The sequence below is a fragment of the Paeniglutamicibacter terrestris genome, assembly GCF_012271785.1.
In the GTDB taxonomy this organism is placed as follows: Bacteria; Actinomycetota; Actinomycetes; order Actinomycetales; family Micrococcaceae; genus Paeniglutamicibacter; species Paeniglutamicibacter terrestris.
Map to the genome: position 1 here is coordinate 323,308 of NZ_JAAWVT010000002.1, position 13,442 is coordinate 336,749.

The window sequence follows — 13,442 nt, forward strand, 5'->3', positions numbered from 1 at the left end:
AACTCATGGGAGGCACCTCGCAGCACCGCGAGTTGTCTCCCATGAGTTTTGCCTTTTGGTGCTTCCCTCACGTACGCCAACGAATGAATTAGTCCGTAGGGATGACGGCGAAACCATGTGCCGACTGCTAATTTCAATGGCATGAGCAACTCTTACCTAGATCCCGGTGCACCAGCCCTGTCGATCCGCGAGCTCGGGAAGCGGTTCGGTGCAAAAGTTGCCGTTAACGGCATTTCTCTCGACGTTCCGACCGGTTCATTTTTTGGCCTCGTGGGCCCCAACGGAGCGGGAAAAACCACCACGCTGTCAATGGCCACCGGTCTGATGCGCCCGGATGCCGGGCAGATCTGGGTTCACGGCATCGATGTGTGGGAGCAACCGCTTAAGGCCAAGGCAGCGCTGGGCGTGCTGGCGGACGGCGTGCGGCTCTTCGACAGGCTGTCCGGGCGCCAACTGGTGACCTATGCTGGGCTGCTGCGTGGCATGGACCGAGCCACAGTGGATGAACGTACCGAAGATCTCTTGCGCGTGCTGGACCTTGAAGATGCCGGCAGCAAATTGGTCGTCGACTATTCCGCCGGTATGACCAAAAAAATCGCCCTGGCCACGGCCCTGATCCATTCCCCGAGGTTGCTAGTCCTCGATGAACCCTTCGAAGCGGTGGACCCCGTCTCGGCGGCCAACATTCGTGGGATTCTCGCCGACTATGTGGCCCACGGCGGCACCGTCATCGTCTCCTCCCACGTCATGGATCTGGTTCAGCGCATGTGTAGCCACGTAGCTGTCATCGCCAACGGCAACCTGCTGGCTGCCGGCAGTGTCGACGAGGTGCGCGCGGGGATGAGCCTGGAAGACAGATTTGTGGATCTGGTCGGCGGCCGCGGCAACAACGAGGGGCTCTCATGGTTGCATACCTCCTAAAGCTCAAGCTCCTGCTCTTAGGCAACTCCTTCCGGCGCAGCCCCTGGCAACTGGTTGGTGTGATTCTTGCCGGTCTCTATGCCCTGGGTGTGATCAGCATGCTGGTCTCCGCCATGGCGTTCTTGGTTGATCGGGAGGCCACCTTCATTTCGATGGTCTTGGTATTGGCCGTCTCGGCCATCACCCTCGGCTGGGCGCTGATCCCGCTGGTAGCCTTCGGTGTTGATTTGACCTTGGATCCGGCACGGTTCACGACCTTCGCGATTTCGCGGCCCCAGTTGGCCATCGGACTCTTGCTCTCTGGATTCATCGGGATCCCCGGGCTGCTGACGCTGCTGGTGCTCAGCGGCCAGTTCCTCGCCTGGCGCGCAGAACTCTCCACGCTGCTCGCTGCCCTCCTGTGCGGGGTGCTAGCGGCGATGTTATGCCTGGTGCTGGCCAGATTGACCACCACCACCATGGCCCAGCTCACCGGGTCGCGGCGTTTCAAAGATGTCGCCGGCATCCTGGTGATCATTCCACTGATGCTGCTCGGTCCGTTGCTGGTGGTAGTGACCGACGGAATTGACGGCCTGACGGATTTGCTGCCACGGCTGGCCCAGGTGCTCGGTTGGACTCCCTTGGGCGTTTTTGCCGCGGTGCCGGGGGATCTGGCCGCGGGTAGTACAGCAGTGGCGGTGGGCCGCTTGGCGCTGGGCCTGCTCTATCTGGCCGCAGCGATCTGGGCCTGGGAAAGGGCACTGCATCGGGCCATGGAATCCCCGCGTTCGGCCAAGACCAGCACCAAGGCCGTGGGCATGGGCGCCTTTAACATTTTCCCCTCTACGCCCACCGGTGCCGTTGCCGCTCGGGCCATGACCTACTGGTTCAAGGACCCGCGTTACGGGGCCAGCATCGTCATGGTTCCCCTGCTCCCGGTAGTGATCTGGTTCAGCGCCGGACTCAACGGTGGCGCTGAATTCATGCTGTTGCTCGGTCCGCTTCTGGGTGTGCTGATGGGGTTCGCCATTTCCGCCGATGTTTCCTACGACTCCACGGCTTTCTGTCTGCATGTGCTCTCCGGGGTACGTGGGATTCATGACCGTGCCGGCCGCGTGCTGGCCTGTGCCGTCATTGGACTTCCGGTGACGCTCCTGGCATCGATCCTGCCGCCGGTGTTACTGGGCCGAGCCGAGTTGCTGCCGGCCTCCATCGGAATCTCACTGTGTGCACTGCTGACCGGACTCGGAGTTTCCTCCGTGGCCTCGGCCCGCTTCACCTACTCGGTGCCGTTGCCGGGGGAGAGTCCCTTCAAGACGCCTCCCGGGGCGGGTGCGCGCATTGCCGTGGTGCAGCTGGCCACCTTCTCCGTTATGGGCGTGCTGTTGGCTCCAGCGGCCGGACTCGGCTTGGCGCAATACCTCACCGGAAATGATCTCTTGGGCTGGCTCGGTGGTGTGGTGGGGATCGTCATCGGCAGTGTTTTGTTGGTACTGGGAATCCGCATCGGCGGACGCTGGATGGATCGGCGCGCTCCGGAGCTCATGGGTGCGGTGATGGTCAACAAGTAGAGAGGTTTTGGCGGATGCGACCTACCGCACGCTGCCGATCTGCTGGCAAAGGGGGTCGGCCTTGTTAGACTGGTGGACATGAGCATGCCCCTGGATCCGTTCCGTAATGACCCGCACACTACCTCCGGCGGAGGTGCCACCACGATCGAGCGCACCGAGGTCGCCCAGGAAGTTGAGGCGGGGGACCACGAACGCTTTGCACACTATGTGCGTAAGGAAAAGATCATGGAGTCCGCGCTGTCCGGCGACCCCGTCATCGCCCTGTGCGGCAAGGTCTGGATCCCGGGCCGCGACCCGCAGAAGTTCCCCGTATGCCCCGAATGCAAGGAAATCTACGAGGGCTTCAACGGCGGCGACAAGCCCAAAAAGTAGGGCTTCCACTACGCAATTCATGAGTAATACCCCCTTGTGCACAGCTGTGTGCAAGGGGGAAAGTTTTTAGCGCCGTGGAGGTGTATGCATGACCGATACCTTGTTCTCACTTGCAGACAAGCTGCCCCTGGAGGACCGTCTTCCTCCCGCGTACCCCGAACGTGCCGCCTGGGGCACGGGTCCCAAGCTGCGTGCCTGGCAGGCCGAAGCCCTGGATAAGTACTTCACCGACAACCCGCGCGACTTCATGGCGGTGGCAACTCCCGGTGCAGGTAAAACCACCTTCGCGCTTCGTCTGGCCAAGGTGTTGGTCGACGCCAAAACGGTGAACCGCATCATCGTTGTTGCCCCCACCGACCACCTCAAAAAGCAGTGGTCGGATGCCGCCGGTCGCGTCGGTTTGGCGTTGGATCCGAACTTCAAGAATTCCGATGGACGCCACGGCGATGGCTACATCGGCATCGTACTGACCTATGCGCAGGTCGCCTCCAAGCCACTGCTGCACCGCGCCAAAACCGAGGGTGCCCGCACCCTGGTCATCATGGACGAAATCCACCACGGTGGTGACGCCCTGAGCTGGGGCGAAGGTATCCGTGAGGCCTTTGAGCCGGCCACCCGGCGCCTGGCGCTGACTGGTACCCCCTTCCGCTCTGACACCGCTGCGATTCCCTTTGTTGAATATGCGGAGGGACCCGATGGCATTCGCCGCTCCAAGGCCGACTACACCTACGGCTATGGCAATGCGCTGCGTGACCACGTGGTGCGCCCCGTGCTGTTCATGGCCTACTCCGGTTCGATGCGCTGGAAGACGGCAGCCGGTGAGGAAATGGAAGCCCAGCTTGGTGAGGGCTTCACCAAGGACATCACCGCCAATGCCTGGCGCACGGCGCTGAACCCTGCCGGAGACTGGATCCCTTCGGTGCTGGCCGCCGCGGATAAGCGGCTGACTCAGGTGCGCCGCACGGTGCCAGATGCCGGTGCCCTGGTCATCGCCACCGACCATGAAGATGCGCGGGCCTATGCCGAGCAGCTGGAGAAGATTTGCGGCGAGAAGGTCACCGTCATCCTCTCCGATGACTCCGGTGCCTCCAAGAAGATCGATGCGTTCTCCGCCGGGGATTCGCGCTGGATGGTCGCCGTTCGGATGGTGTCCGAAGGTGTTGACGTGCCTCGGTTATGCGTGGGCGTGTACGCCACCTCTACCTCCACCCCGCTGTTCTTCGCTCAGGCCGTGGGCCGTTATGTGCGAAGCCGAAAGCGCGGCGAAGTCGCGTCGATCTTCCTGCCCTCGGTGCCGGTGCTCATGGCTCTGGCCAACGAGATGGAAACCGAGCGTGACCACGCGCTGGATCGCCCGGAGCAGCACTTCCAGGACCCGGACTACAATCCCGAGGATGCTCTGGTTGCCGAGGCCAACCGCGAGGAAAAGGCCAGCGATGAGCTGAACAAGGCGAAGTTTGAGGCGCTGAATTCCAACGCCTCCTTCGACCGGGTGCTCTTTGACGGCGGCGAATTTGGTACCGGCGGAGCCGTGGGTTCGGAGGAAGAGGAAGACTTCCTGGGCATTCCCGGGCTCTTGGATGCCGAGCAGGTGGGGGTACTACTACGCCAGCGCCAGGCAGAACAGGTTTCCCGCCGCAAGGTGCGCAAGACGGCGCAGGAGCCGGAGGCTGCTCCGTTGGTTGACCACCGCGCGCTGATGGATATGCGCTCGACACTGTCGAAAAACGTTTCGGCGTGGAGTGCCCGGACCGGCACTCCGCACGGGGTCATTCACACGAAGCTGCGCGAGGTTTGTGGGGGACCGGCCGTCGCCCAAGCCGATGCCGAGCAGCTACAAAAGCGCCTGGCGAAGTTACAGGGCTGGTTCATCGGCAAGAAGTAACCATAACGGCAAATGCCGCTTACCTCGGGTGTGACGAACTGTTCGTCACACCCGAGGTGAGCGGCATTTTTGTGCCTAGACGACGGGCAGCGACACTCTTCCCAGCCTCCAGCTGACTAACCCAGCGAGAGTACCGTCACCCGGGCGTCACGCAATTCTTGAAGCACCGATGCCGCGTTTTCCTGATGGACGGCAGCTGTCAGTTGGGAAATGACGGTGGTGTCGAATCCCTGGGCGATGGCATCCAGTGCGGTGGCCCGCACGCAGTAGTCGGTGGCCAGGCCAACGATGTCGACCGCGGTGACGTTAGCGTCGCGGAGCCAATCGCCGAGCAGCGGACCCGATTCATCGGCGGCGTGCGCGTCGGCAGCTGCCAGTCGGCCCTCAAACCCCGAATACGCCGCGGCAAAGTGGCCCTTGCGAAAATGCTGTCCGATCAATCCGGCCACCTCATCCATCGCCGGATGCAGCGCCGCTCCCGGCTGAGCAGCCAAGCAGTGCTCGGGCCAGGAATTGGTGAAGTCGGGCGTTGGTGAAAAGTGCGGCCCCGGATCAATATGCCAGTCTTGGGTCGCGAGGACCGCTGAGTATGAATCCGCGCGCTCCCGCACCACGGTGGCAATGGCCGTGGCCACCGCCTCCCCGCCGGTGATGCCCAGGGCACCGCCCTCACAGAAATCATTCTGAACATCAACGATGATCAAGGCCCTGAGCGGGGCTCGATCAGCTGATTCGGTTACTTCCTGGCTCATGGCACTGTTCCTTTGCGGCATTAAAGTAGTGGGAGACGACGACGAGAGGGTGCGGGGGAGCTAGTCCTCATTGATGAAGCGAGTGGGGATCACCGGTTCCCCGCGCTGCAGACGCCGGGAGGTCCCCGGCATCTCCTTGATCGAGTCACGGTGACGCTTTACGGCGCGACGCACTCCGGAGGCTGCGGTGAAATCGGTGTTGATCTCGCCATTAACAACAAACTGCTCCAGCAAGAGGCGGTCGTTGGCGTCGGTCTCGGGAATCTCGCCAATCCCGATCAGTTCCTCCGTGGCTCGGCCACGTTCGTCCAGCTGACGTACGGCGTACTTTCGTCCGCCCACGGAAACCTTGTTCTTGGCAGCCTTGGCAACATCGACAAATTCACCGGCGTCGTTGTGGCGCGAGACCAGCTTGTAGACCATCGAGGCCGTCGGATGTCCGGAACCGGTGACCAGCGAGGTACCCACGCCGTAGGAGTCAACCGGGGCCGACTGTAGGGAGGCGATGGCGTATTCGTCGAGGTCGGAGGTGACCATGATCCGGGTGTTCTCGTTGCCCAGATCATCAAGCAGCGTGCGTACCCAGCGGGCCTGCTCCACGAGGTCGCCGGAGTCAAGACGCACGGCGCCGAGTTCGGAACCTGCCACCTCCACGGCGGTGCGCACACCCTGCTCCACATCGTAGGTATCCACCAGGAGGGCGGTGCCCACGCCCATCGAATCGACCTGAGCCTGGAATGCTGCCCGCTCGGAGTCGTGCAGCAGGGTGAAGGAGTGTGCGGCGGTTCCCACGGTCTTGAGGCCGTAGCGGTGTCCGCCCTCCAAGTTGGACGTCGAGTCGAATCCGGCGATGATGGCCGCGCGGGCGGCGGCCACGGCCGACTCCTCGTGGGTGCGTCGGGACCCCATCTCGATGCACGGGCGCGTTCCGGCGGCGGCAATCATGCGTGAGGCTGCCGAGGCAATCGCGGAGTCGTGATTCAGTGCGGAGAGCACAAAAGTCTCCAAGACACAGGCTTCGGCGAAGGTTGACTCAACGATCATGACCGGTGAATAGGGGAAGTAGATTTCCCCTTCGGCATAACCATAGATGTTTCCGCTGAACGAGAAATTTTCGAGGTACTTGATGGTGGTTGCATCAACCACCTTGGTGTCGGATAGGAAGCGCAGCTGCTCCTCGCCGAACCGGAATTCCTTCAGGCCCTCTAAGATCCGGCCGGTCCCTGCCAAGACGCCGTAGCGCCGGCCCTCGGGAAGACGACGAGCGAAGGCTTCAAAAACACTGGGTCGGTGGGCCGCGCCCGAGTGCAGTGAGGCCTGCAGCATGGTCAGCTCGTAGTGGTCGGTAAACAGTGAAGTGGGCTGCTGCCACATAGCCGAGGGCTCCTCGCGACGGGGGAATGGGGGTGGTTGATTGTTGCTGTGCCGGGCACCATTGCCCGGCGCGGGACGCGGTGGTGCCCCACCATGGACGGTGGGTTCCAATAGATCCGGCGGTTCGTTCGTTAGAAGCTACTCTAAACCCGCTGCCGGAACCTTGTTGTCAGAACCGAGCGCGTCGGACACACTTGCTTCACTTTGGACCGTGGGCACCTAACATACGCACAGGTGGACTTTGGACTGGGTTCGAATCGGTGGCACCCGGTCGTAGAATGGAATCATGCCAACCATGACTGCGATGCCCGATGTGCTTGAGCACGTGGAGCAGGCCCAAGCACACCAATTGGATCAGCCCTATATCTTGATCATCTGGAATGACCCGGTGAATCTCATGAGCTACGTCAGCTATGTCTTCCGGTCCTACTTCGGATATTCCGAGGAGAAGGCCGAGAAGCTGATGATGCAGGTGCACCAGGACGGCCGCAGTGTGGTCGCCACCGGTAACCGGGAAAAGATCGAGTCCGATGTCGCGGCCATGCACGGCTTCGGTCTGTGGGCCACCCTGTCGAAAGAGGACGCCGCCTAATCATGGCTCGAGCATTCAAGAACACCCCGCGCGGATTCTCCGCAACGCTGGAAGCCGCCGAACGTCAATTGATGCGCGGCCTGTTTCAGGACGTCATCACGTTGCTGGAACCGGAAGTCGTACCGGACGAGGATCCGTTGTGGGCCATGGTGGGGATGGATTCCAATGCCCACCGCGAAGACTTTGGCCCGCCGACCGATCGTGCCACCATGCGCCTACTGCCGGATTCAAACCCCGATGACGCGGACGCGTCGCTGGAGTTCCGCCGGCTTTCCGAGCGTGGCATCCGTGAACGCAAAATCGGAGCGCTCCGCGAAGCCGCCCTATTGATGGAATCGGGCAGCATTCTGCTCAGTGAACAAACAGCCCCACGTTTTGCCGCCGCCATCAATGACGTGCGCCTAGTCTTGGCTGAACGGCTGGGTCTGGAGAGCGAAGAAGATGCTGAACGGATCCACGCGCAGGACGATTGGTCGAAGGCAGAATCGGTCGACGAATACCTTGCACTGGTATATAATTTCGTCACGTGGATGCAAGAATCCCTGATGCAGGCCATGCTGAAATCGCTGTGAGTCCAGCGACACTGTGTCGCGCTTGCTAACGGTTGCGTGAAAAAACCAAGTAGTCTTCGTAGACCATGACAAGTGCGTCCTCCAACGATCAGCGTCCCCCCGTGAGTCCCCAGGCGAATGCGCCCTTGGGTATTTTTGACTCGGGGGTTGGCGGTTTAACTGTCTCTCGCGCCATCATCGATCAGCTTCCGGGCGAATCGACGATGTACGTCGGAGACACGGCGAATTCACCCTACGGCCCCTTGCCCATCGCAGAGGTCCGCGCCAATGCGCTGGGGGTGATGGACGAGCTGGTTGACGCCGGAGTTAAACTTCTGGTGATCGCGTGCAATTCCGCATCCGCCGCCGTGCTGCGCGACGCCCGGGAGCGCTACACCGCCCGCTACGGGATTCCCGTTGTTGAAGTCATTCAGCCGGCCGTGCGCCGTGCCGTCGCGGCGACACGCAATGGGAAGATCGGTGTCATCGGCACCCTGGCTACCGTGAGTTCGCGGGCCTACGAGGACGCCTTTGCCGCAGCACCGCACTACTCCATTACCTCGGTGGCTTGCCCGCGATTTGTTGAGTTTGTTGAAAACGGCATCACCACAGGCGCCGAGCTATTGGAAACTGCAGCAACCTACTTAGCGCCGCTCAAGGCAGCAGGCGTTGACACGCTGGTATTGGGTTGTACGCACTACCCGTTGCTCACCGGTGTTATTTCCTACGTTATGGGCGAGGACGTCACGCTGGTTTCCAGCGCTGAGGAAACTGCCAAGGACGTATATCGCGAGCTGATGCGCCATGATCTGGCACGCACCGAAGAATCCGCGCCAAGCCACCAATTCCTTGCTACCGGGGATGCTCAAAGTTTTGAGATTCTTGCCCGTCGCTTCTTGGGCCCCGAGGTCCTTGCCGTGGAGCAAGTAAAGAACGTGGCCGCCCACTATCCGACCGGCTCCATCGCGATGATCACTCCGCAGATGCTTGCCCTTTCGAAAGCGAGTGCCTCATGAAGTTGACGATCATTGGCTGCACCGGTTCCTTCCCGGGTCCGGGCTCACCCGCCTCCTGCTACCTGATCACGGCGTTCGATGGGACACGCGACTGGAAGATTCTCCTTGACCTCGGCTCCGGAGCACTCGGCGTGCTGCAGCGCTACGTGGACATCAAGGACCTTGACGGGATCTTCATATCCCACCTGCACCCAGACCACTGCATGGACCTTTGCGGTATGCACGTGGCCATCCGCTGGGATCCGAACGGCTGGAACCGCGATCGAATGCTGGTTCACGGTCCCGCAGCTACCGCGGACCGCATGGCCACCGCCTATGGATTGCCGCTGGAGGAGGGCATGCATCCGGACTACGACTTCCAGAATTGGGAGTCTCGGACGCCGGTGAAAATCGGCCCGTTCTCAATCACCCCGTACCCGGTGCGCCACCCCATCGAGGAGTCCTACGCCCTGCGCGTGGAGGCCACCGAGCCCGTCGCCGACGGTTCGATGCGCACCAGCGTCTTGACCTACTCCGGTGACACCGATTCCTGCCCCGAGCTCGTCGAAGCCGCGGCGGGTGCCGATATGTTCCTGTGCGAGGCGGCCTTCGAAGAGGGTCGCGACGATGGCATCGACGGAGTGCACCTCACCGGGAAGCGTGCCGGTCAGGCCGCCACCGAGGCCAACGTCGAGCGGCTCCTGCTGACTCACATCCCGGTCTGGACCGACATTAACACCGTGGTCAACGAGGCGAAGGAAGTTTACAGCGGAGGGATTGCCGTGGCCGTCTCCGGCGTCACCTACGGTGTCTTTTCCGGCTCACAACTGGGCACACCCAAGTCGCTACCCACCGCGCCGGTCTCCATTGTGCGCTCGGCACCGAACCGAGAATGGCCGGGCACTCAACCCCTCAAAAAGCGACGGTAGTGCGGTGCGCGGCGCGGTGGAAGCCTTGACCGCCGCGCGCCGCCAGTCGTGGCGACTAGACTTGAAACCATGACTTCAGCATCAACCACAGCAGTAGTGCGCGCCGACGGACGCACCGTAGACCAACTCCGAGAGATCACCATTACCCGTGGCTGGTCCAAGCAGGCCGAAGGTTCGGCCCTGATTGAATTCGGCAACACCAAGGTGCTGTGCACCGCCTCTTTCACTGAGGGTGTGCCGCGCTGGCTTAAGGGACAGGGCACCGGCTGGGTGACCAGCGAGTACGCGATGTTGCCGCGTGCCACCAACACCCGCAATGGTCGCGAATCCGTGAAGGGCAAGATCGGTGGGCGTACCCACGAAATTTCCCGCTTGATCGGCCGCTCGCTGCGCGCCGTCATCGATACCAAAGCTCTGGGCGAGAACACCATTGTGCTTGACTGCGATGTTCTCCAGGCAGATGGCGGGACCCGCACCGCCTCGATCACCGGTGCTTATGTCGCTCTGGCAGAGGCCATCGAATGGGCAAAGACCAAGAAGCTGGTAAAGGCCAACGCCACCGTGCTCACCGACTCTGTGGCAGCGATCTCCGTGGGCATTATCGACGGCACCCCGATGCTTGATCTTCCGTACGAGGAAGACGTTCGCGCCGAGACCGACATGAACGTAGTGGTCACCGGTTCCGGCGACTTTGTTGAAGTTCAGGGTACCGCCGAGGGCGTTCCCTTCAAGCGTGCCGAGCTTGACGCATTGCTGGACCTGGCGCTCATCGGCACCAAGGATCTGGCACGCATCCAGCGCGAAACGCTGGGGCTCTGAAGATGAGCAGCACTCCACGCTTAGTCTTGGCGACCCATAACCAAGGCAAATTGCGTGAACTGCGCGAGCTATTGCGCGGACAGGTTCCGGGCCTTGACGTTGACACTCAGGTTGTTGACGCAGCCGCCGTTGGGGCGCCGGACGTGGTGGAGAGCGAAGTGAGCTTCGAAGGCAACGCGCTGCTCAAGGCGCACGCCGTAGCCGAAGCCACCGGAATGATTGCGATCGCCGATGATTCGGGCTTGACCGTGGATGTACTCGGTGGCGCGCCGGGCATTTTCTCCGCCCGTTGGGCAGGAAAGCACGGGGACGACGAGGCGAACATCGACTTGTTGCTGGCCCAGCTGGGGGACATTGCCGAGGAACATCGCGGCGCGTCATTTGTCTGTGCCGCGGCTCTGGCGACGCCCGACGGGTTTGATGCGGTGGAGTTGGGTCATCTGAGCGGGAGGCTTTTGCACGAACGACGAGGGAATGGCGGATTTGGTTACGACCCGATCTTGCAGCCCGAGGGCTACGACATCTCGGTGGCAGAGCTTTCCAGCGAGGAAAAGAACGCGATCAGCCACCGCGGAGGAGCGTTCCGTTCATTGCTGCCACAGATCGTGAAGGCGCTGGGGGAACAAGCGTCCAAGTAAGATCTTTCGCCACATTAGTGACGTTTGAAGGGCGGCTCACCCCGACGGGGAGTCGCCCTTTTTGTGCCTTGCGGCAGAATCGGAGTGCTGGGTATTTATTCTCTGGAGCAGGCACCGGCTCCGCTGGAATCCACAACGGGGAGCCTCAAAACAGCGTCGGATTTTGCGGACGGCTGCGCCAGTACGTATTGCGTCGAGGTTTTTGCTCGGGGTCCAGGAATTTGGGCAAGATGACGCTGTAGAGCCCGTCTTCATCACGAACCACGGTGATCAACCCCGCGTGTTTAGCATGGTGATGATTCCCGCAGAAAGGTCCTCCGGAGTTAATTTCCGTGCTGCCGCCATCTTCCCATTCGTCAAAATGATCGATCTCGCAGTGCTCTGGTGGGACGGTGCAATTTGGATAGATGCAACCGCCATAAATGGCCAGAATCGCTTCCCTCATGTAATCAGGGAACAGACGCTGCTCTCGGCCGAGATCCAGGATTCGTGACTTACCGTTCATGATCATGGGGATGACGCTGCCATTGCACAACGATTGTCGGAGTTCTGCCGCAGAGAGTTTTTGGCTGCGGCTGGTGATGCCGTTGGTCTCGGCCAGCCCGCGCAGTTCGTCAAGTGTGGCGATGATCAGGGTCTTGGGTGATGGCATCCCGATGGTCTTCTTACCGCTGGAGGGTGTTCCTGCGGATCTGATCAGGTTGAGCAGCCCTTGGAGATGCCTTTGCGGAGGGGTGAGTCCATCAACGCCGTATGTCGTGGCGTTTAGTGCGCTCAGCTGAGCGGCGGTTCCAGTGGTGTTGGTGCCGTTGTCGTTGAATAGGTTGAGGAGATTGCCGATGCCGTCGGCATCTAGGGATAGATTCCGGATGGTTTCCGGATCTGTCAGTGGTTCGCCGGTGGAGGGCTTAACGAGGAAATCGGGGAATCCGGACGACTCGGTGGTACTTGATTCAGTCGTGGTCCCGCTGTTCGAATCTGTGGTGTTCGGCTCCGTGGTTACCGCTTCGCTGTGAACCCTGGTGGGATCGCTGGTGTCCGCATGGCCGCTGACGCCCCGAGCCTGCGAAAGTAGTCCGTCGCGGTTTCCTGCCTTGCTCCGAGGATTGTCGGTGCTCGCGAACATGGCGAGGATAGCTTCGGTGTCTGAAGGACGAGTGCGCAGCAGAAATTCTCCTAGCCCTCCGATGACACCCCGGAAGAAGAAACCGCATCGTGAACGCAGGACCTCTTCGGGGATGTCCTTGTTTCCCTGGTCGAGAGTTGTTTGGATGCCGCTGAGTAGCTTCGCCGTGGTCCGGGGGTCCTCGCGGCGGACCGATTCAGCGACTTGGCCTTCGAGCCGTTCTCGCGCGGGCCCGGGATCAGGGAGTTGGCTGATCTGCGGTGTCAGCTTTTCAAGTTTGCGGGCGGCGGTACCGATTTCGTGGGGATCTGCTGCACCGTCGGCTAGGTCTTTTGCTAGGGTCGGGAATTGTGCCGGGATGTGCACGCCGTGAATATCTGTTCCGGGAAGTAGCCGATCGATGGCACGGACGCGTTCGCGGGCCTCGTAGTAGCCGATGTGCAGGAACCCGGTGAGGAAGTCGGTGGTGTCTTTGAATACAAGCCGACCGGTGGGAACCGTTCTGGGGTCCGGTGGTAAGTCGGCGTTGCCGCTGAGGTACTTCGTCGGGTTTTGATGAATTGCAGCAATTTCATCGAAGGTCGTTTCGGGAAGTTCATGGGCCAGGGTATGCCTGACACTGTCGGCTGCCAGGAGTTGCATGTGGGCAGCGGTGCGATGGGCGTCTTCGGCGGCGCGGGCGAACAGTGCGGCGCGAACGGGGGAAGAAGTGTGGGCGGCCACCCGGCGGCCCAAATCGCGGACGAGGACCTGGGCCTTCAAAAGTGCGCACAATTCATCGTCCGGGGACACATCGTGCCCCTGGATACCGCGGGAGCCCGCAGTGATTTCGATGAATTGGGTGGTTTCCATGTCCGTTAGCATGCGCTTGATCTACGGACCATGGGGCAAGCTCCGCGAAGTTGTGGAAAACTGAAAGTCGGACCTGCGGATGTGGT

Annotated in this window: 13 protein-coding genes; 10 read left to right on the forward strand and 3 right to left on the reverse strand. The window is 61.3% G+C overall.

Annotated features, from left to right (window positions below; all coding sequences use genetic code 11):
• Positions 1 to 141 precede the first annotated feature (141 nt).
• The 4 genes from HED64_RS07195 to HED64_RS07210 all read left to right on the forward strand — a co-directional run bounded on the left by HED64_RS07195 (position 142) and on the right by HED64_RS07210 (position 4,728).
• On the forward strand, positions 142 to 921 hold the full coding sequence (locus tag HED64_RS07195) for an ABC transporter ATP-binding protein (RefSeq protein ID WP_168151370.1): 780 nt from the start codon (positions 142 to 144) through the stop codon (positions 919 to 921).
• Positions 903 to 2,471, forward strand: coding sequence for a transporter (locus HED64_RS07200; RefSeq protein ID WP_168151371.1), 1,569 nt, complete (start codon positions 903 to 905; stop codon positions 2,469 to 2,471). Before HED64_RS07195 ends, HED64_RS07200 begins: the two co-directional genes overlap by 19 nt.
• 78 nt (positions 2,472 to 2,549) lie before the next feature.
• Positions 2,550 to 2,843 (forward strand): DUF3039 domain-containing protein, encoded by a 294-nt coding sequence (locus HED64_RS07205; protein WP_168151372.1) that lies wholly within the window; start codon positions 2,550 to 2,552, stop codon positions 2,841 to 2,843.
• A gap of 88 nt (positions 2,844 to 2,931) precedes the next feature.
• Complete coding sequence (locus HED64_RS07210; protein ID WP_168151373.1) at positions 2,932 to 4,728, forward strand: DEAD/DEAH box helicase; 1,797 nt, start codon at positions 2,932 to 2,934, stop codon at positions 4,726 to 4,728.
• Between the two features lie 116 nt (positions 4,729 to 4,844).
• On the opposite strand, the gene HED64_RS07215 is transcribed toward HED64_RS07210, so the two are convergent.
• Together HED64_RS07215 and HED64_RS07220 are read right to left on the reverse strand one after the other, a co-directional pair.
• Positions 4,845 to 5,480 carry an isochorismatase family protein gene (locus HED64_RS07215; RefSeq protein WP_168151374.1) on the reverse strand — a complete coding sequence of 212 codons (636 nt, stop codon included), beginning with the start codon at positions 5,478 to 5,480 and terminating at the stop codon, positions 4,845 to 4,847.
• 60 nt (positions 5,481 to 5,540) lie between these two features.
• Complete coding sequence (locus HED64_RS07220; protein ID WP_168151375.1) at positions 5,541 to 6,854, reverse strand: nicotinate phosphoribosyltransferase; 1,314 nt, start codon at positions 6,852 to 6,854, stop codon at positions 5,541 to 5,543.
• Positions 6,855 to 7,149: 295 nt separating this feature from the next.
• Here HED64_RS07220 and clpS point away from each other — a divergent pair, with 295 nt between their 5' ends.
• The 6 genes from clpS to rdgB all read left to right on the forward strand — a co-directional run bounded on the left by clpS (position 7,150) and on the right by rdgB (position 11,378).
• Positions 7,150 to 7,446 carry an ATP-dependent Clp protease adapter ClpS gene (gene clpS / locus HED64_RS07225; RefSeq protein ID WP_132361011.1) on the forward strand — a complete coding sequence of 99 codons (297 nt, stop codon included), beginning with the start codon at positions 7,150 to 7,152 and terminating at the stop codon, positions 7,444 to 7,446.
• Between the two features lie 2 nt (positions 7,447 to 7,448).
• Positions 7,449 to 8,018, forward strand: a complete 570-nt coding sequence (locus HED64_RS07230) for a DUF2017 domain-containing protein (RefSeq protein ID WP_168151376.1) — start codon at positions 7,449 to 7,451, stop codon at positions 8,016 to 8,018.
• Between the two features lie 65 nt (positions 8,019 to 8,083).
• Positions 8,084 to 9,013 (forward strand): glutamate racemase, encoded by a 930-nt coding sequence (gene murI / locus HED64_RS07235; protein ID WP_132358298.1) that lies wholly within the window; start codon positions 8,084 to 8,086, stop codon positions 9,011 to 9,013.
• Entirely contained in the window at positions 9,010 to 9,921 is a 912-nt protein-coding gene (locus HED64_RS07240) for an MBL fold metallo-hydrolase (protein ID WP_132358296.1), read from the forward strand. Before murI ends, HED64_RS07240 begins: the two co-directional genes overlap by 4 nt.
• Positions 9,922 to 9,990: 69 nt before the next feature.
• Positions 9,991 to 10,740, forward strand: coding sequence for a ribonuclease PH (gene rph / locus HED64_RS07245; RefSeq protein ID WP_132358294.1), 750 nt, complete (start codon positions 9,991 to 9,993; stop codon positions 10,738 to 10,740).
• A gap of 2 nt (positions 10,741 to 10,742) precedes the next feature.
• A complete protein-coding gene (gene rdgB / locus HED64_RS07250; RefSeq protein WP_168151377.1) occupies positions 10,743 to 11,378 on the forward strand; it encodes an RdgB/HAM1 family non-canonical purine NTP pyrophosphatase in 636 nt (211 codons plus the stop codon).
• Between the two features lie 145 nt (positions 11,379 to 11,523).
• Here the strand turns inward: rdgB and HED64_RS07255 are convergent, their stop codons facing one another.
• Positions 11,524 to 13,356, reverse strand: coding sequence for an HNH endonuclease signature motif containing protein (locus HED64_RS07255; RefSeq protein ID WP_245325796.1), 1,833 nt, complete (start codon positions 13,354 to 13,356; stop codon positions 11,524 to 11,526).
• Positions 13,357 to 13,442: the final 86 nt, after the last annotated feature.

Coding starts and splice junctions, on each gene's coding strand:
- HED64_RS07195 (WP_168151370.1), top strand. CDS start 142: ATGAGCAACTCTTACCTAGATCCCGGTGCACCAGCCCTGTCGATCCGC.
- HED64_RS07200 (WP_168151371.1), top strand. CDS start 903: ATGGTTGCATACCTCCTAAAGCTCAAGCTCCTGCTCTTAGGCAACTCC.
- HED64_RS07205 (WP_168151372.1), top strand. CDS start 2,550: ATGAGCATGCCCCTGGATCCGTTCCGTAATGACCCGCACACTACCTCC.
- HED64_RS07210 (WP_168151373.1), top strand. CDS start 2,932: ATGACCGATACCTTGTTCTCACTTGCAGACAAGCTGCCCCTGGAGGAC.
- HED64_RS07215 (WP_168151374.1), bottom strand. CDS start 5,480: ATGAGCCAGGAAGTAACCGAATCAGCTGATCGAGCCCCGCTCAGGGCC.
- HED64_RS07220 (WP_168151375.1), bottom strand. CDS start 6,854: ATGTGGCAGCAGCCCACTTCACTGTTTACCGACCACTACGAGCTGACC.
- clpS (WP_132361011.1), top strand. CDS start 7,150: ATGACTGCGATGCCCGATGTGCTTGAGCACGTGGAGCAGGCCCAAGCA.
- HED64_RS07230 (WP_168151376.1), top strand. CDS start 7,449: ATGGCTCGAGCATTCAAGAACACCCCGCGCGGATTCTCCGCAACGCTG.
- murI (WP_132358298.1), top strand. CDS start 8,084: ATGACAAGTGCGTCCTCCAACGATCAGCGTCCCCCCGTGAGTCCCCAG.
- HED64_RS07240 (WP_132358296.1), top strand. CDS start 9,010: ATGAAGTTGACGATCATTGGCTGCACCGGTTCCTTCCCGGGTCCGGGC.
- rph (WP_132358294.1), top strand. CDS start 9,991: ATGACTTCAGCATCAACCACAGCAGTAGTGCGCGCCGACGGACGCACC.
- rdgB (WP_168151377.1), top strand. CDS start 10,743: ATGAGCAGCACTCCACGCTTAGTCTTGGCGACCCATAACCAAGGCAAA.
- HED64_RS07255 (WP_245325796.1), bottom strand. CDS start 13,356: ATGGAAACCACCCAATTCATCGAAATCACTGCGGGCTCCCGCGGTATC.